We start from the raw sequence: 19,013 nt of genomic DNA, 5'->3' as shown, positions 1-19,013 counted from the left end.
ACCAGGGTTTACAACTTAATTGGAGCGTCTTCTGGCTCCACCGCGCGAGGCAGGTTGGACTCGCCCATCAGGTACTGGTCCACAGCCTCGGCGCAGGCGCGGCCTTCGGCGATAGCCCACACAATCAAACTGGCACCGCGGCCATTGTCACCGGCCACGAACACCGGACCGTCGAAGTTCTGCTCGATGTCGCTGCGCACGGCAAGGTAGTCGTCGTCACGCATCATCACACCGCGATCGTTGAACTGAATACCCAGCTCATGCGGCAGGCCCCCGCGCTCCGGACCGGAGAAGCCCAGAGCAATGAGAACTAGGTCGGCATCGAGCTCGAAATCCGTGTCCTCCATGGGCACGCGCTTCCCATCGATGACCTCGACCTCGTTGGCGGACAGACCGGTCACGTGACCGTCCTCGCCGTGGAAGGAGACGGTGTTGACGTTGAAGACGCGCTTGCCCAGCGTCTCACCGGTGACGCGAGCGTTAAGGCCGAGCGCCTCGGTAACCTCTGGCGGCTCGGAACCGGTGATGGTGTACTCACCTTCTTCGTGGGCAGTCGCCACGCGCCAGACCAGCGGGTACATCGGCCACGGAGTCGACGCCGCACGGGACTTCGGAGCCCGCGGACGGATATCGAACTGCGTGACGGACGCAGCACCTTGACGCAGCGCGGTACCAAAGCAGTCAATACCGGTGTCGCCACCGCCAATGACGACAACCTTCTTGCCCTTGGCATCAATTGGCGGGCTGTCGAGCTCGCCTACGGCAACGCGGTTGGCACCCGGCAGGTACTCCATAGCCTGGTGAATGCCCTCGAGGTCACGGCCATCGACGGGCAGGTCACGAGCCAGCGAGGCGCCGGTAGCTAGGACCACTGCATCGAAGTCGGCCAGGTCAGCGGCTGTCGGTGAGATGTAGGTGCGGAACTCAGTACCCTCAATCTCCATCTGCTCAAGGCGACGGTCGAGGAAGCGCTGCTCCATCTTGTAGTCCGGAACGCCGTAGCGCATCAGACCACCGATCTTGTCGTCACGCTCGAAGACCGTGACATCATGCCCGGCGCGAGTGAGCTGCTGTGCTGCAGCAAGGCCCGCCGGCCCGGAGCCGATGACAGCAATGTGTTGGCCGGTGTCGAAAGTCGGCACAATCGGCTGCACCCAGCCCTCATCGAAGCCGCGTTCAACGATGGCCAGCTCAATATTCTTAATGGTCACCGCATCGTCGTTGATGCCGAGCACACAACCGCCCTCGCACGGAGCCGGACACAGGCGACCGGTCCACTCGGGAAAGTTATTGGTGGCGTGCAAGCGCTCGAAAGCCTCGTGCCAGCGGTTCTGACGAACCAGGTCATTCCACTCCGGAATGATGTTGCCCAGAGGGCAGGCCGAGTGACAAAACGGCACGCCGCAGTCCATACAGCGGGTCGCCTGCTGTTGCAGGTGCTCCTGACTAGCCTCCTCATAGACTTCTTTCCAGTCCATCAGACGCAGCGGAACCGGGCGATGAGCAGGCTCTTCGCGTTGGAACTTCATGAAACCCTTCGGATCAGCCATTGCTTACTGCCTCCATGATTGCCTCGTTGATGTCAGCGTCGTTGTCCTTTGCCTTCGCGACTACGTCGAGAATTCGGGCGTAATCACGCGGCATAATTTTGATGAACTGTGCAGCCGGGAACCGAGTCTTAGAACCCGTGAGCTTGCGGTGCTTCGACAGCGTTGCCTCCAGCCAGCTGATGTCCTCATCGTCGAGCGGCACGATGTCGACCAACTCGGTGTTGATGTTCGCTCGCGTCGCCTCGTTATCCAGCAGGTAGGCGATACCGCCACTCATACCGGCGCCGAAGTTGTGACCGACCGGGCCCGCCACTACGACGCGGCCACCGGTCATGTACTCGCAACCGTGGTTACCGATGCCCTCGACCACGGCCGTGGCACCGGAGTTACGCACGCAGAAGCGCTCGCCGACGGTGCCGCGGACGAAGATTTCACCGCTAGTGGCACCGAAACCAATGACGTTGCCGGCAATCGTGTCGGTAGCCACATCCGCGGTTGGCGGGGCCGAACGTGAAGGTCGGACCACAATCTTGCCGCCGCATAGGCCCTTGCCGACGAAGTCGTTGGCATCGCCCTCCAGCTTGATAGTCACACCGGCTGGCAGGAACGCGCCCAGCGAGTTACCGGCAGAACCGAGCAGGTTGACGACGATAGAGTCGTCGGCAAGCCCCTGCTTACCTGCGACCTTGGTGACTTCGTACCCGAGGCGCGTGCCCACGGAACGGTTCACATTGCTGATGGCGTGGTGCAGCGCCACTGGCGTCGGCGCCAACCCGTTCGCACGCGCCGTACGCAGCGCGGGCTGCGCTTCGTCGATGAGGCGCTCGTCCAACGCCCCCTCGAGGCCGTGGTCCTGCGCCTTCGTGCAGTAGGAATCCTGATCCACAAAGAAGGGGCTCTCGGCAACGTGCAGGATTCGCTCTAGGTCAAGCTTTGCGACGCGCGGAAGGTTGCCCAGATTCTTGCGCGGACGCAGGCACTCGGCATGTCCGACCGCTTCATCGATGGTGCGGAAACCCAGCTCAGCGAGGTATTCACGGACCTGCTGGGCGATGAAGGTGAAGAAGTTGACCACGTGCTCGGCACGGCCGGTGAACTTGCTCCGCAACGTCGGATTCTGGGTGGCAATACCGACTGGGCAGGTGTCCAGGTGGCAGACGCGCATCATGACGCAGCCCTCAACCACCAGCGGAGCGGTAGCAAAACCAAACTCCTCAGCGCCCAACAGCATCGCGACCACGACATCGCGACCGGTCTTGAGCTGGCCATCGCACTGCACGCGGATGCGGTCGCGCAACCCGTTGAGCATCAGGGTCTGCTGGGTTTCAGCGAGCCCCAGCTCCCACGGACCGCCCGCGTGCTTGAGGCTGGTCAGCGGCGAGGCACCAGTGCCGCCATCGTGGCCGGAGATCAGCACAACGTCGGCATGCGCCTTCGACACACCAGCGGCGACAGTACCCACACCCTGCTCGGAGACGAGCTTCACGTGAATGCGGGCGCGCGGGTTGGCGTTCTTGAGGTCGTAAATGAGCTGCGCCAAATCCTCAATCGAGTAGATGTCGTGATGCGGTGGTGGCGAGATCAGACCCACGCCCGGGGTGGTGATGCGCACTTCCGCAATCCACGGGTAGACCTTGTTCGGTGGCAACTGGCCGCCTTCGCCGGGCTTTGCACCCTGGGCCATCTTAATCTGGATGTCGGTGCAGTTGGACAGGTAGTGGCTGGTCACACCGAAGCGGCCCGACGCTACCTGCTTGATGGCAGAGCGTTTCCAATCGCCGTTGGCCTCCATTTCGAAACGGTCTGGATCTTCGCCGCCCTCGCCGGAATTGGACATCGCACCCAGGCGATTCATAGCGATGGCCAGCGTCTCATGTGCCTCCGCAGAGATGGAGCCGTAGCTCATCGCGCCGGTGGAGAAACGCTTGACGATGCTGGAGACCGGTTCAACCTCTTCAATGTCGATCGGCTCGCGGTCCGAGGCGAACTCGAGCATGCCGCGCAGAGTTGCCAGCTGCTTGGTCTGCTCATCGACCTTGTTGGTGTAGTCGCGGAAGACCGCGTACTGACCAGTGCGGGTCGCATGCTGCAGCGTGTAGATGGTCTCCGGGTTGAATAGGTGGTACTCGCCTTCGCGACGCCACTTGTACTCGCCGCCGAGATCCAGCTCGCGGTGTGCTTGCTCTTCCGGACGCGGCAGGAATGCGCTGCGGTGACGAGCTGCAACGTCTTCTGCGACCTCGTCGAGACCGATACCCTCCAGCGGAGAAACAGCGCCGGTGAAGTACTCGTCCAGGAACTCCTGCGACAGACCGACGGTGTCGGCCAGCTGTGCGCCACGGTAGGACTGCAGTGAGGCGATACCCATCTTGGACATGACCTTCAACACGCCCTTGGAGGCGGCCTTACAGTAGTTCGAGCAGGCCTGATCCAGCGTCAGATCACCAAGCTGATCCTTCATGCGCAGCTCATCGATGGTTTCGAAAGCCATGTACGGATTAATGGCATCGGCACCAAAGCCCAGCAGCATGGCCATGTGGTGCACCTCGCGGGCGTCGCCAGCCTCAATGATGAGGCTGGCGCGCGTGCGAGTGCGCTCCTCCACCAGGTGGTGGTGGACCGCAGAGGTCAGCAGCAGCGACGGGATGGGGGCAAAGCGCTCATTGGACTCGCGGTCAGACAGCACAATCAGTCGGGCACCACGGTCGATGGCCTCAGAGACCTCACGGCGGACACGACGGATAGCGTTGCGCAGGCCGCGGCCACCGCGGGCGACCGGGTACAGGCCGGAGATGACCTCGGCACGGAACTCGGAATACTCCTCGTTCTTGCCTGCCTGGCACAGGGTGACAAAGTCGTGGTTGTCCAGGATTGGATGCTCAAGCCGGATGCGACGGGCGGCATCGGCAGTGGGCTCCAGGATGTTGGTCTCTGCGCCCAGCAACGTATTCATGCTGGTGATGGACTTTTCGCGCAGCGAGTCCAACGGCGGATTGGTCACCTGTGCAAACCGCTGCGAGAAGAAGTCGAACAGCATGCGAGGGCGGTTGGACAGTGCTGCAATCGGCGTGTCCGAGCCCATCGAACCCAGGCCCTCCGCGCCGGTGAGTGCCATCGGGCGGATGATTAGGTCAACGTCTTCTTCGGTGATGCCGAAGACGCGCTGTCGCAACACCGCGCGGGCATGCGGCATGTACTGGTAGCGCTCTCGTGGCAAATCGGCGATGTCGACCAGGCCCTCTTTGATCCATTCCTCGTAGGGCCCAGTGGCGGCCAGCGTGGACTTAATCTCCTTGTCCTCAATAATGCGGCCGGCCTTCATGTCCACCAGGAACATACGCCCCGGCTGTACGCGCGTGCGCTGCACAATGTGCTCCGGCGGGATATCCAAGACACCAGCTTCGGAGGCCATCACCACCAGGCCCTCGTCGGTCACCCAGATGCGCCCCGGGCGCAGGCCATTGCGATCCAGGGTGGCACCGATGACCTGGCCGTCGGTAAAGCAGATGGCGGCGGGGCCGTCCCACGGCTCCATCAGGCAGGCATGGTACTCGTAGAACGCGCGAACCTGCGGGCTGAGGTTATCGTCGTGCTCCCAGGCCTGCGGAACCATCATCATGACCGCATGCGGGAGACTACGACCACCGAGATGCAGTAGCTCCAGGGCCTCGTCGAAACGCGCAGTGTCAGAACCGTTGGGATCGCACACCGGCAGTGCGCGGTCGATATTGCCCAGCTTGCCAGAGCGAATCAGCGACTCGCGGGCGCGCATCCAGTTCTCGTTGCCGCGCACGGTGTTGATTTCGCCATTGTGAGCGACGTAGCGGTACGGGTGTGCCAGTGGCCAGGACGGGAAAGTGTTCGTGGAAAAGCGCGAGTGCACGATGGCAAGCGCGGAAGTGACTTCTTTCTGTTGCAGGTCAAGGTAAAAATCCTTCAGCTGCGGTGTAGTCAGCATGCCCTTGTAGACGATCGTGCGACTGGACAGCGACGGGAAGTACACGGTGTCACCACCAGAGCCCTCGCCGGCGCCCTGTTCACCCAGCTCGCGCTCGCAGCGTTTACGCAGGAAGAACATCTTGCGGTCGAGATCAATATCGCTGAGCTGGCGCCCCTCGTAGTTCTTCGCGGTAACGAAGAGCTGACGCAGCACCGGCATAGCCTGGCGGGCCATCTGGCCAAGCCCGTCAGCGTTAATCGGCACATCGCGCCATGCCAAAATCTCGATGCCCTCTTCGGCGCAGATGTCCTCAATAGCCCGGATGGCATCGAGGGTGGCCATGCGCGACTGCGGCAGGAACGCAATACCGGTGGCGTAGGTGCCAGCCGGTGGCAAAATGACGCCTTCTTTACTCAGCTCAGCGCGGTAGTAGGCATCCGGCACCTGAATGAGAATGCCGGCACCGTCGCCAGTGGTCTTCTCGGCACCAGCGGCCCCGCGGTGGTCGAGGTTGACCAGTGCCTGAATGCCCTTTTCCACAATGTCATGGGTCTGGCGACCGTAAATGTCGGCGACAAAGGCCACGCCACACGCATCGTGTTCGTTCGACGGGTGGTAGAGACCTTCCCTCTGAGGACCACGAGGCAATGTGGCCGCTGTTTCGGTCAGAGTCATGGCTGTCTTAGCTGTCATGGCTGTTTTCCCCTTATAGGTGCAATGTGCCAATTGGGGGACACGGGTTATCTATATTTCCAACTGTTTTAACAATGCACTTTCATCTAGGCGTATTGCAATACGTATTTAGGGAATTAGCTATATTTACCCACCCCCGAAGGAGCTAGAACACCCTTCCCGTTCGACTAAAACCGGGCTTTTACTACCCGCTTTAACGCCATAACCCCCTAATCGAGCTACCACCCCCGCTAACTACGCACAATTGTTCGATTCTTTAGCAAACCTCCCTCCATACCCAATCCGCTCCCACCGCTATGGTTAGCTCCATGCTCGTCAACCGTCGTTTCCGCTCGCCACTGCAGGGCCTCGCCCTCCTTATCGGCGCAGCGACAATCCTCAGCGGCTGCACGGCTCCCACAGCCCCCACTCCAGAGAGCCAGTCATACAGCCCGGCACCGGCACCCGCATTTACGCCCGAGCCAGAGGAACCCGCGCCCGAGATTCCTGAAGCGCCCGACGCCCCGGACACCCCAGCGCCCGGCACATCGCCTATCGACGGCATCCGTAGCGCCCTCAACCAGCTGGAGGTAAAAGGGCGCGCACCGAAAACCGGCTATGCGCGCGATGAGTTCGGGCAACGTTGGAGCGACGACGTCTCTGCCGAGTTTGGGCACAACGGATGTGACACGCGAAACGATATTTTGAATCGTGACCTTATTAATAAGGAGTACAAACCAAATAGCCACGATTGCGTCGTGCTTTCAGGGCAATTACTGGATCCCTATACCGGCACGATGATTGAGTTCCAGCGTGGCCGCGATACCTCTTCTGCCGTTCAAATCGACCATGTCGTAGCCTTAAGCGACGCCTGGCAAAAGGGGGCACAGCAACTCCCGCCCGAGGTTCGGCAGGACTTTGCCAATGACCCCCTCAACCTCTTGGCCGTCGATGGCCCCGCCAATCAACAGAAGCGGGATAGCGATGCCGCATCCTGGGTACCCGCCAATAAGCCATTTCGCTGCCAGTATGTCGCTCGCCAGGTGGCAGTAAAACAGAAATACCACCTGTGGCTCACACAGGCGGAGTACGATGCCATCGACCGTTGGCTCTCTACCTGCACACCAGAGGATGAGCCCACACTTGCCGCCCTAACCCTGAATTAGGGCAACTTCCTCCGACGCTCACCGATGCCGCACACCGAGGCTCAAGCCAGCGAATATGCCACCTATTCAGCTACGCACTCGCAACCTCCGCCCCTCCTAGTCTCGAACATTTCTATTTTTCAGAAGATTCCTAGCCCCCTAATTTCTGGGGGCGACCGCCATTCAGCTACTGCCCGCCCCGTCAAACAAACCAACCGAAAACCCTGGGTTCATAGAGTTATATACGTCAATATCAGAATTGAATTCGTTACCGCAGTGTTATCCTTTCGTTATATTCACTGCTTCCTGTCGGTTTATAACTGTTTGATAACACTGTATCCTCGAGCCCGTACGCGAAAAGGTATCCGTCGTAAAGCATTGCGCACGCCGACTGCGTATTTTTTACTTTTCTTCGTGGAAACTACTTTTTGACGCGGCACAGGTTTGTTAAAGTCTGGTTGTTACAAAATCGCACTACCGTGACTGATGGTGTCAGTGTGACTAAAGAGTCGCTTGGCGCTATTAATCGCTTGTCCATCATCTTGGAGGATTCTCACCCATGGCAGCTGAAATGAAGGCTCCGGAAGTACCACTTGGGCTCCAAATCAAGGCTTTTGCCCAGTCGATTCCACCACTCCTGCGTACTGGTGCCCTGTACATGACTCCGAAGACGGCGCCGAAGATTCTCGATTACCTGCGTCGCCTGAAGTTCTCCGTCGCCAGCCTGATTTCCATGAGTGCGCTGCGCTACCCGGATCGCCTCGCCCTTGTCGACGATGACGGTGAACTCACCTATTCTCAGCTGCTTGACAACGCCCACGCCCTGGCTCGCGCCTTGATGGACCGTGGCATGACCCAGAAGTCCAGCTTCGGCGTTATCGCACGCAACGGCCGCGGCATCATCCTGCCGATGGCCATCAAGGGATTCATCGGCTCCGAAATTATGCTGATGAACATCGGCTCCGGCCCGACTCAGATTCGCGGTGTCGTTGACCAGAATAAGGCCAAGTTCCTGTTCGTCGATGACGAGTTCCTGGGCAACCTGCCAGAAGACCTCGACGATGTCACCGTCGTTATTACCTCCGTGACCAAGCCGGAGACCCGCAAGAACGCGGGCAAGAACTTCGTGTTCATGGAAGACCTCATTGAAGAAGGTCGTACATCGAACGCCAAGCTAGATCCGAAGCCGGAGCAGGGACGCATCATCATCATGTCCTCCGGCACCACCGGCATCCCGAAGGGTGTCCTGCGCAATGAGCCGAAGACACCGGCAACTGTGGGTGCAATCGCCGATCGTATTCCGTGGCGCCGCAACATGGTCATTCACCAGTCCGCATCCATGTTCCACGCCTGGGGCTGGGCAAATGTGCTGATTGGCATGGCTACCGGCTCCACCATTGTCACCATGCGTGTCTTCGACCCGAAGAAGGCTGTTGACCAGTGTGAGCAGTACGGCTGTAACGGCATGATTTCCGCGGCCTTCTTCCTGCGCCAGATCAAGGACGTTCTGGATGAGGAGCCGAACCGCAAGATTGGCCCGTTCCGCTTCATCGTCTCCTCTGGTAACGCCATCCCGGGCTGGCTCGTCTCCGCGCTGACTCACCGCTTCGGTCCGGTTATTTGTAACTTCTACGGCTCCACCGAGGCCGGCCTGTGCTCCATCGCATCCGGCGCGGACCTCGCAGCTCGCCCGGACTCCGCAGGTCGCCCGGCAATTGGCGCCAAGGTTCGCATCCTGGGTGACGACGGCAAGGAAGTCGAGCCGGGTGAGGTTGGCATGATCCACACCGCTCAGGAGCTCTCCTTCATCGGTTACCTGAACAAGAAGGACAAGTTCACCACCGTCGATGGCCTGTTCCAGATTGGTGACCTCGGCCGTATCGACCAGGACGGCTACCTGTACATCTGTGGTCGCTCCGACGACATGGTGATCAAGGGCGGCGAGAACGTCTTCCCACGCGAGGTCGAAGAAATTCTGGGCCCGGTGCCGGGCATCGCCGATGTCTTCTGCCACGGCAGCAACGAAAACGACGAGATTTTCGCTGACCTGTTCCTCTACGTTGTCCGCGAGGACAATGAGGCCGGCAAGAACCTCACCGAGGACATGCTGCGCGAGTACGTCCGCGAAACTCTGGCCGAGCACTCCACTCCGGACCGCGTCTTCTTCGTCGACTCCCTGCCGCGCAACGCCATCGGCAAGGTTGTCCCGCGCGAGGTCAAAGCAATGCACGAGCGCCTGAACCTGGACGCTCAGTAAGAAGCCTGCACACGAAAGTGTGCCCACCGGCTATCCGCCTGGTGGGCACACTTTTTGCTTATCTTCGCTACCTTTTACACGGCTATCCGCGCGGGCGCACCTGGATTTCATCCACGTTGGCATCCGCTCCGGTATCAACGGCCAGACGTACTGCGGCTGCGATCGATTCAGGCCGCATGAACTTCGTTCCGTCGTAACGCCAATCCGCATCATCGCGGTGCCAATTCGACTGCAGCTGAACCTGCATATCGGTATCGACGCGCCCAGGGTGCACGGAGCTGACTCGTACCGCGCCCCGCTCTTCCTCGCGCAGCGCATCGGTGAAGGCCCGCAGCGCGAACTTCGACGCTGCATACGGTGAAGTACCAGCTGAAGCGCGGAATCCCGAGCCCGAGTTGATGGTTACCAGCGTGCCCTCCGCCTTGCGCAGCGCTGGCAGCAGCTGGCGTGTCAGGTCGGCGACGGCGACGACGTTGATGTCCATAATTCGCGACCAGTCCGCACGCGAAACCTCCGCCACGTCCCCATCGACGTACACGCCCGCCGAGTGCACGAGCACATCCAGCCCGCGCCCACCGAGCGCCTCCAACAGCTTTGCCACTTCCGCGTTTACGGCGTCGGTATCACCCAGATCAGCAACGAATACGCTTGCCGACGGCAACTGCGACGCCACCTTCTCGGCAGACTCAGCACTGGTAGCGCCCACAATGACATGGTGGTCACGGGAGAGATCCTTGGCGACCGCCAGGCCAATACCACGGCTTGCACCCGTGACCAGGGCAATCTTGGTGTCAGCGGCAATATCGATGCTCATGTACGGCTCCTCTATGTAGTCGGTTTACTTCTTCGGCTTCGCGCCGCCCACCTGGTCGATGGGGGTCACCTGCAGGAAGTCAATGTTGACGCGCTTCGGACGGGTGGCCGCGAACACAATGATGTCGGCAACATCATCGGCGGTCAGCGACTCAACGCCATCGTAGACCGCTGCGGCCTTGGTCTCGTCGCCGTCGAAACGCACGAGTGAGAAGTCGGTGTGGACGCGCCCCGGATCGATTTCGGTGACGCGCACGCCATCGGCAGCAACCTCTTGACGCAGGACTTCCACCAGCGCGCGCTCAGCGTGCTTGGCTGCGTTGTAACCGGCGCCGCCGGTGTAGACCTGACGGCCGGCAATCGAGCCGACGGTGAGCACAATGCCGCTAGTGGACTTCAATGCGGGCAGCAGCGCGCGGGTGACGCGCAGGGTGCCCAGCACGTTGACCTCGTACATCCAGCGCCACTTTTCCTCGACAGCGCCTTCAACCGATTCCATGCCCCAGGCGCCACCGGCGTTGTTAACCAGCACGTCGACGCGCGGTTCGGCCTTAGCCAGCGCCGCCACATCGGCGTCAGAGGTGACGTCAACCTTGTAGACCGTCGCTTCACCACCGGCAGCGCGAATCTCCTCCGCGACAGCCTCCAGCTTGTCCTCGCGGCGGGCTCCCAGCACAACGCGGAAACCTTCAGCTGCGAACTGCTTGGCAGTGGCTGCACCAATACCGGAAGAAGCACCGGTAACTACAGCTACTTTCTTGCCATTAGTTGAAGTTTCAGAGGTCATGGGGGCTCAACTCCTTGCTACATGCGTCTACTAATATTCCCGACTGTAGTCATACGACACCCTCCTGCGCCGAAGACTGCGCGTGCTTTACACCTGATGTTCCACGTGAAACGTATATAAAACTGTGCCGGAATTTTTCCGATTCACCTCATACACAGCCGCTAAAACCGCGATACTGGTTGCATGTCTGACCAGCCTCACTTCCCACATCTTCTCTCCCCTCTCGACGTCGGTCCTCTAACTCTGCGCAATCGCATCATCATGGGCTCAATGCACTCCGGCCTGGAAGATCGCACCCGTGATATCCCCAAGCTGGCTGCCTACCTTGGTCGACGCGCCGAAGGTGGCGTGGGGCTCATCGTCACCGGCGGTTATGCTCCCAACATCGAAGGTTGGCTGACTCCGGCCGGTTCGATGATGGCGTCGAAGCGCATGGCGGACAATCACCGCCGCGTTACTGACCTCGTGCACTCCCACGGCAGCCACATCGTGCTGCAGGTGCTGCACGCCGGTCGTTACAGCTACAGCCCGCTGGCTCGCTCCGCCAATACCGGTCAGTCGCCGATTAGCCCGTTTAAGGCTCACCGCCTCACCGGCTTTGATGTCTCGCGCACCATTGGCGCCTACGTCCGCGCCGCGAAGCTCGCGAAACGTGCCGGTTACGACGGCATCGAGGTTATGGGTTCCGAGGGTTACCTGCTCAACCAGTTCCTGGCCGAGCGCACCAACCACCGCTCGGACAACTGGGGTGGCAGCGCCGAGGCTCGCATGCGCCTGCCCATCGAAATTGTCCGTCGCATTCGCGCCGAGGTGGGCGAGGACTTCCTGCTGCAGTACCGCATTTCGCTGCTTGACCTGGTGGAAGACGGCCAGACCTGGTCCGAGACCACTGAACTCGCGCAGCGTCTGGTCGAGGCTGGCGTCGATGTCTTCAACACCGGTATCGGCTGGCACGAAGCACGCGTCCCCACCATCGTTACGTCCGTGCCGCGCGCCGCATTCACGGATCTGACTGGTCGTCTCCGTTCGCTTGTCGACGTCCCGGTGGCAGCCTCCAACCGAATCAATCGTCCCGAGATTGCGGAGAAGATCCTCGCTGACGGCGATGCGGACCTGATTTCCATGGCCCGCCCACTGCTGGCTGACCCGGACTTCGCCATCAAGGCGGGCGATGGTCGAGCTGACCAGATCAACACCTGCATCGCCTGTAACCAGGCCTGCTTGGACCACACCTTCGCGGCCAAGCGCTCCACCTGTTTGGTCAACCCGAAGGCTGCTTACGAAACCGAGTTGGTATCCGTGCCGGTGTCGAAGGACAAGGCCAAGCACGTCGCCGTCATCGGCGCTGGTGTGGCTGGACTCGCTTTCGCGGAAGCCGCAGCTCAGCGCGGCCACCACCCGGAGATTTTCGAGGCCGCCGACCAGATTGGTGGCCAGTTCAACCTCGCCGCAAAGATTCCGGGCAAGGAGGACTACGGCGAGACGCTGAAGTACTTCTCCCGCCGTCTGGAGGTACTCGAAGTTCCAGTTCACCTGAGCACGCGTGCCGACGTCGACGAGCTCAAGACCAAGTTTGACCACGTGATTGTGGCCACGGGTGTCACCCCGCGCATCCCGGGCATTGACGGTATCGACCACGAGAAGGTCATTCGTTACGACGAGCTGCTCTCGGGTGCGAAGCAGGCCGGCAACAAGGTGGCCGTCATCGGTGCTGGCGGTATCGGTGTGGACGTGTGTGAATACCTCACTCGCAAGCCGAACCAGACCATCGAAGCCTGGAAGGACGCCTGGGGCGTCGGTGACCCTGCGGAGTTCCGCGCGGGTCTGACCAAGCCGGGCACGGTCTCTGGCGCAGCTGAGGAGTTTGAGGTTGAGCGCGAGGTGCACCTGCTGCAGCGCAAGACCTCCCGCATCGGTAAGGGCCTGGGCAAGACCACTGGTTGGGTTCACCGTGCGGAGATCAAGAAGGCCGGTGTCAAGCAGTACACCGGCGTCACCTACAACCGTATCGATGACGAGGGCCTACACATCACCATCGATGAAAAGCCACAGGTCATCGCAGTTGACAACGTGATTGTCTGTACTGGTCAGGTATCCAATCTGGACTGCCTGGGCGGCAAGGATCGCGAGAGCGTCACCGGCGATAACTCCAATGTCACCATCATCGGTGGCGCGGACGTGGCCGCTGAGCTGGACGCTAAGCGTGCCATCCGCCAGGCCGTCGAGGTAGCGCTCGCGCTGTAGGGCTAGGGCTGCTACGCCTCGTAGCGGTCGGTGTAGGCGCGCTGCTCGAACTCGAAACGGCCCGGGTGAGCCGGGAACTCACCCGGGACACCGATGGCCAGCAACAGCGCTACCGCCACATCGGTGTCACCGGCACCGATAGCTTCCTTGACCTTCTGCTCACTAAAGCCCGTCATCGGGGAGCTAGCCCAACCAAAGGCGCTGGCAGTGACCATAGCGAAAGAAGCGGCAATCATGGCGTCGCGGATTGCGAACTCGCGGGAGAGACCCTTTTCCTCGCGGACCTTATGGAAGGAGGTCATCGAGGCTTCCCGCTCGGCAGCGGCAACTTCGTCCCACAGGCCAGTCGCCTTGTTGGCCTCAACCAGGCGTGGAATACCGCGCTTCCAGCCGGTCGGCTCACCAATGAAGGCGAGCAGCAGCGGCGCATTGGCAACCTGCTTCTGACCACCGGCAGCTTCCACTACCTGCTGGCGCACCTCAGGGTCCTCGATGCGCACGATAGCCCGAGACTGAATGTTAAAGGCGCTGGGAGCTTCCAGAGATAGCTCCAGGAGGCGGCGCACGTCAGCGTCGTCAAGCGGTTCGTCAGCATAGACGCGCGTGGCACGGCGGTTGCGGATGATGTTCTCAAATTCGGTGGCGAACTGGTCGCGCGGAGAATGCGAAGTCATGCATTAAAGAATAACTGTTTGCCAACCTTCGAGTTCGAGCAGCCAGCGCTTCATTTCGCGGCCGCCGGCATAGGATCCGAAAGACCCCGCTCCCCCACTGGCGGGCACCACGCGGTGACAGGGAATCAGAATGCCCAGCGGATTGGTGGCACAGGCCGAGCCGGCAGCTCTGGCGGCACGGGGTGATCCGGCCATTTCAGCGAGCTCACCGTAAGTTACGACCTGGCCATACGGCACATCGCGCAGTGCGGTCAGCGCACGGGCGCGGAAAGAATCCTGGGTGAATATGTCGCAGTCCAGCGGCAGCGCAAACTCACGGCGCTGCCCGGCAAAGTACTCGCGGAACTGCCGCGCTGCCTGTTCCGCCACCGCTTGCGCTTCGGGGTCGGCGGCGCTGGGGTCGTCGTCAAGCACGGGGCCTAAGAGATTGACTTCGACGACCCCGCGAGCGGAGGTGGCGATTCCAAGCACGCCGAAAGGCGTTTCTACCTGGGAAATCGCCATAAAACCTCCTACTTAGCCCTTGTTGGCCTGGAACCAGGCCAGCAGCTCGTCCCACTCCTTCTCGTGACCGGAGCGGAAGTAACCACCGTAGCCCACGCCCTTGCCGCCAGCCGGCTGAGCCTGGCGCTTTTCAATCTTTTCAGCAGAGCTCATCACATTGGTGATCAGGTCTGCCGAGGACTCCTCAGTCCAGTAATCATCCGGAACGCGGATGGACAGGAACGGCTGCGGAGCCTTGGAGAAGCGGTTAGCGAAGTCGAACTCGGAATCGTCGAAGAAGTAGCCTTCCTTGCGAGCCCAGCGAGCCCACTGACGCATGACACCATTCGGCGGCTCAACAGCCAGACGCCACGCCGACGCCGGAATGTGGCCGGTAATGAAACCGCTAATCGGGCCGAGAATATTGAAGATGAAGAATGCGCGGACCTTGCCCGCCACGGACGGCACCTTGGAAATACGCATACCGCGGCAGTTGACCAACGCCGCTGCGTCATAGGTGCCCTCGGAGCCGGCGTAGACGATGCCGTGACCGCCAACCGCGTGGCCGACAGCGAAGTGCGGTACGTCCGGGTAGGTCTCCTTGGCCCACTCGATCACACCCGGAATATCCTTGGTGATCCAGTCCGACATCCGGATGTCTTCGTTGTTCTGGTCAGTCTTCAGAGCGGACTGGCCAATTCCGCGGTAATCATAGGTGATAACGCCGTAGCCCTTTTCTGCCACGGTCTCAGCGAAACGGTGGTAGAAACCCTGCGGCACACCGGTACCGGAGTGAACGGTGATGATGCCGTTGGGAATGTTCTCTGGGTTCTCCTTCGGGCGGAACATGGTTCCGCGCAGCAGGACGCGGTCATTAGCCGGAATAATGATGTCCTGCCGAGGGCACGGCTCCGGCAACTTCGGGCTCTTCGCGGAAAAACGGCTATCCCCAGTGGAAGTGGTTGAGGCTTCGGAGGTCATTTATGCAGTTCCTTCGAGTGGACTTAAACAGTGCATGATTTTGTATACACAATCTTAAAGTGTAAGGCTCATCACTTTCAGCGCTTTCGTGGAATTTGCCTCACACGCGTTACAACTGCACATCCCCATAGGCGCGTTCGTCCTCAATTGGCTCCAGATGCGAGGAGATATGCACACCTGGGAAACGCTCCCGCAGCTCATCTTCCATCGCGGTAAGCACATCGTGACCGCGCTCCACGCTCCACGCGCCCGGCACCAGCACATGGAACTCAATGAACTTCTGATGCCCCGACTCGCGAGTGCGGATTTCGTGGACGTCGATGCCACGACTCCGGTCACGGTGCGAGGCCAAAATCTCATCCACCGCCACGCGGTCGTCGCCCTCCATGGCCTTGTCCATCAGGCCGTTACCGGAATCGCGCAGCAGCTTGTAGCCGGTGACCAGGATGTTTACGGCCACGGCCAGCGCGATAATCGGGTCGAGCCACCACAGGCCGGTAACCCACACCAGCGCCACACCTACGAGCACTCCGGCGGAGGTCCACACGTCGGTCATCAGATGCTTGCCGTCGGCGGTCAGCGCCAGGGAGTTGTGCTGGCGCCCGGCCTTAAGCAGAATCAGCGCCACCGCACCATTGATCACCGAGGCAATTACGGTCACGACGAGGCCCTGGCCAATCTGCTCAATCGGCTGCGGGTTCACCAACCGCTCGATGGAGACATAAATAATGGCCGCCGCCGCCACGAAGATCATGGCACCTTCCAGCCCGGCCGAGAAGTACTCTGCCTTGGAATGGCCGAACTCATGATCACGGTCCGCGGGCCGCGCGATAACCTTGAGCACAATAATTGCGACAACTGCCGCAACCAGATTGACAATCGACTCCGTCGCGTCGGAAAGCAGGCCCACCGATCCGGTCAGAGTGTAGCCCCAAAACTTCAGCGCGATGGTGACGACCGCCGCCCCCACTGAAAGCCAACCAAAACGAGATAAGTCCTGCATATGCGGGCACTTTACCCGCCTTTCCGGAGTTACTACCAGTTCTATGAGCACCGATTTCCAGTTCAATTTGCAGAACATTTCTGCAGGCCTGCCGTTCGCGTCGCAACTCGCCTCGCTTGCCGACGCCGTGCGCGACCACGACGTAGTAGTCCAGGCCCCACCGGGCACCGGCAAGACCACTTTGGTTCCGCCGGCAGTAGCCAACACCCTGGGCGGCCGCATTGTGGTCACGGCTCCCCGGCGTGTGGCGGTGCGCTCGGCAGCGCGGCGGTTGGCGCAGTTGTCGGGCACCAAGCTCGGTGAGGAAGTTGGCTACTCGGTGCGTGGCGACGCAAAAGTTTCCCGCGCCACCCGCGTGGAGTTTGTCACTCCCGGTGTGCTGCTGCGCCGACTGCTGCGCGACGGCGACGTGGATGCCAGCGCGGTGCTCATCGATGAGGTACACGAGCGCGGCTTGGACACCGACCTGGTGTTGGCAATGGTGCGCGACTTGCGGGATATCCGCGATGACCTGCGCCTTGTCGCTATGTCGGCAACGGTGGACGCACCGAAGTTCGCGGCCTTGCTCGGCGGCTCCACCCCGGCTCCCATTGTGGCGGCGGAGGCGGAGATCTTTCCTCTGGACATCCGCTACGCGCCCTTTCCGCAGCGGCTGAATGCACGCGGTGTGACCGACGACTTCCTGCAGCACGTTGCCGCCCAGGCCAGCACACTCGCGGAAGAAGCCGCCGGTGATGTGCTGGTTTTCCTCCCTGGCATCCGCGAGGTGGAACGCTGCGCAGGCTATATCGCGGATTCCTCGGAGGTGGCGGTGCTGACGCTGCACGGCCAGCAGAGCTCCGAGGAGCAGGACCGCGTGTTCCGTCGGCAAGCGGATGGTAGACGCGTAATTGTGTCCACCGCGATTGCGGAATCATCCGTGACTGTGCCGGGCGTGCGCGCCGTTGTCGACGCCTGCCTCGCGCGCGGACCGCGACTCGACATTGCGCGTGGCTTCTCCGGCCTGGTCACCAGCTCGTGTGCGCAGTCCTCCGCGAACCAGCGCGCTGGCCGAGCGGGACGTGAGGGCCCGGGCATCGTGGTGCGCTGCGTCTCCCAGTCGGAATTCGCGTCCTTTCCCGCCTGGCCCGCGCCGGAAATCGAGGTCGCCGACCTGACCCAGGCGCTCCTCGACGCCGCCGCGTGGGGCACGCCGGGGATGCAGGGACTGAAGCTTCTCGACGCCCCACCACCCCACCACGCCGAGGCTGCAAACCGCATTCTCGCTGGCCTGGGCGCTGTTGATGAGGCCGGTGACATCACGGAACTCGGCCGCACCCTGGCTACCCTGCCGGTGCATCCGCGCATGGGACGCGCGCTGCTGACCGCCACGGCCATGATGCCGCAGCACGCCGACGCGGTCGCACGCGCGGTGGAGAAACTCACCGATGCCCGCGGCTTGGCCAAGCAGGTGCGCCGCATTGAGCTGGATACTGAAGCCCCCGCCAACCTGCTGCCCTCGGACATCCCCGCGCTGGTCACGGCCCTGGCGTGGCCGGATTTCATCGGGCGACGGCGCAGTGCGAATTCCGACGAGTACCTTTTCACCGGCGGCACCGCAGCGGAACTCGCCCGCGGTTCTGACCTACACGGCCACGAATGGATCGCGGCCGCCGACATCTCGCGGCTCTCACACGGCCGCGCACTGATTCGCGACGGCGAGGCGATCGACCTGGAAATCGCCATGCTCGCCGCCGGCCACCTCGCCCGCACGGAGACCACGGCGCGCGTCGAACAGGGCCGCGTTCGCGCCCGCGAGCGTGACCTGCTCGGCGCCATCGAGCTGTCCTCCCGCCAGGTCTCCCCAACACCTGAGCAGTGCATTGCTGCCAACTCCGCCTGGCTTGCCGACGCGCTTGCCGACGCCGCCCCCAACCTCGACCGCGACACCGAACAACTCCGCCGCCGCATGGCCTTTCTCCACACTCATCGCGGTGCCCCATGGCCGGATGTCTCCCCCGCAGGGCTCGCGGCCCAGGCCGAGCTCCTCTTTGCTGGCGAGCTGGACCGCCCGACCCCTCCCAAGCTAGATGCCGAGCACCTCCGCCGCCTGCTGCCCTGGCCGGAGGCCACGGACTTCGACCGGCTGGTGCCCGAACGCCTGGAGGTCCCCTCCGGTTCGAAGATTCGCCTGGAGTACCCGGAGGACCCCACGAACCCTGAGGCAAAGATTGTGCTCGCCGTGAAGTTGCAGGAGTGCTTCGGCCTGGCGGAGACCCCGCAGGTATTGGAAAAGCCGGTGACAATGCACTTACTGTCACCGGCTCAGCGACCACTCGCGGTCACTGGAGACTTGGAAAGTTTCTGGAATGGCGCCTACGCACAGGTTCGCTCCGAGATGCGGGGCCGTTACCCCAAGCACCCGTGGCCGGAGAACCCGTGGGAGGAGCAGGCTACTGCGAGAACGAAGCGCCGTCGTTAAGCA

12 protein-coding genes are annotated in these 19,013 nt (G+C 61.5%); 4 read left to right on the top strand and 8 right to left on the bottom strand.

Annotation, left to right across the window (positions count from 1 at the left end; genetic code table 11):
- Nucleotides 1-8 precede the first annotated feature (8 nt).
- A complete protein-coding gene (locus HMPREF3130_RS00610) occupies nt 9-1,550 on the bottom strand; it encodes a glutamate synthase subunit beta (protein WP_070429096.1) in 1,542 nt (513 codons plus the stop codon).
- Nucleotides 1,543-6,165 carry a glutamate synthase large subunit gene (gltB, locus tag HMPREF3130_RS00605; protein WP_070429133.1) on the bottom strand — a complete coding sequence of 1,541 codons (4,623 nt, stop codon included), beginning with the start codon at nt 6,163-6,165 and terminating at the stop codon, nt 1,543-1,545. Before gltB ends, HMPREF3130_RS00610 begins: the two co-directional genes overlap by 8 nt.
- Before the next feature lie 326 nt (nt 6,166-6,491).
- Between gltB and HMPREF3130_RS00600 the strand changes: the two genes are divergently transcribed.
- Both HMPREF3130_RS00600 and HMPREF3130_RS00595 read left to right on the top strand, forming a co-directional pair.
- Nucleotides 6,492-7,328, top strand: a complete 837-nt coding sequence (locus tag HMPREF3130_RS00600; protein ID WP_246815082.1) for an HNH endonuclease family protein — start codon at nt 6,492-6,494, stop codon at nt 7,326-7,328.
- A 538-nt stretch (nt 7,329-7,866) separates the two neighbouring features.
- Nucleotides 7,867-9,564 (top strand): AMP-binding protein, encoded by a 1,698-nt coding sequence (locus HMPREF3130_RS00595; RefSeq protein WP_049193377.1) that lies wholly within the window; start codon nt 7,867-7,869, stop codon nt 9,562-9,564.
- 82 nt (nt 9,565-9,646) lie between these two features.
- On the opposite strand, the gene HMPREF3130_RS00590 is transcribed toward HMPREF3130_RS00595, so the two are convergent.
- A complete protein-coding gene (locus HMPREF3130_RS00590) occupies nt 9,647-10,378 on the bottom strand; it encodes an SDR family oxidoreductase (RefSeq protein ID WP_016421787.1) in 732 nt (243 codons plus the stop codon).
- 24 nt (nt 10,379-10,402) lie between these two features.
- Nucleotides 10,403-11,164 carry an SDR family oxidoreductase gene (locus HMPREF3130_RS00585; RefSeq protein ID WP_049193380.1) on the bottom strand — a complete coding sequence of 254 codons (762 nt, stop codon included), beginning with the start codon at nt 11,162-11,164 and terminating at the stop codon, nt 10,403-10,405.
- Nucleotides 11,165-11,347: 183 nt separating this feature from the next.
- Here HMPREF3130_RS00585 and HMPREF3130_RS00580 point away from each other — a divergent pair, with 183 nt between their 5' ends.
- On the top strand, nt 11,348-13,408 hold the full coding sequence (locus HMPREF3130_RS00580) for an oxidoreductase (protein ID WP_070429094.1): 2,061 nt from the start codon (nt 11,348-11,350) through the stop codon (nt 13,406-13,408).
- Between the two features lie 11 nt (nt 13,409-13,419).
- On the opposite strand, the gene HMPREF3130_RS00575 is transcribed toward HMPREF3130_RS00580, so the two are convergent.
- From HMPREF3130_RS00575 to HMPREF3130_RS00560, 4 genes are all read right to left on the bottom strand, one after another.
- Entirely contained in the window at nt 13,420-14,082 is a 663-nt protein-coding gene (locus tag HMPREF3130_RS00575) for a nitroreductase family protein (protein ID WP_049172542.1), read from the bottom strand.
- A 3-nt stretch (nt 14,083-14,085) separates the two neighbouring features.
- Nucleotides 14,086-14,586 (bottom strand): methylated-DNA--[protein]-cysteine S-methyltransferase, encoded by a 501-nt coding sequence (locus tag HMPREF3130_RS00570; protein ID WP_070429093.1) that lies wholly within the window; start codon nt 14,584-14,586, stop codon nt 14,086-14,088.
- A gap of 12 nt (nt 14,587-14,598) precedes the next feature.
- On the bottom strand, nt 14,599-15,546 hold the full coding sequence (locus HMPREF3130_RS00565; RefSeq protein WP_049189819.1) for an alpha/beta hydrolase family protein: 948 nt from the start codon (nt 15,544-15,546) through the stop codon (nt 14,599-14,601).
- Between the two features lie 109 nt (nt 15,547-15,655).
- Nucleotides 15,656-16,549, bottom strand: coding sequence for a cation diffusion facilitator family transporter (locus HMPREF3130_RS00560; RefSeq protein WP_070429092.1), 894 nt, complete (start codon nt 16,547-16,549; stop codon nt 15,656-15,658).
- A gap of 43 nt (nt 16,550-16,592) precedes the next feature.
- Between HMPREF3130_RS00560 and HMPREF3130_RS00555 the strand changes: the two genes are divergently transcribed.
- Nucleotides 16,593-19,010 (top strand): ATP-dependent RNA helicase, encoded by a 2,418-nt coding sequence (locus HMPREF3130_RS00555; protein ID WP_070429091.1) that lies wholly within the window; start codon nt 16,593-16,595, stop codon nt 19,008-19,010.
- Nucleotides 19,011-19,013: the final 3 nt, after the last annotated feature.

Source organism: Corynebacterium sp. HMSC14B06, from assembly GCF_001807075.1.
Taxonomy (GTDB): Bacteria; Actinomycetota; Actinomycetes; order Mycobacteriales; family Mycobacteriaceae; genus Corynebacterium; species Corynebacterium jeikeium_D.
Note: the sequence above shows the minus strand (reverse complement) of the source record. Positions and strands in the feature narration are given on the sequence as shown.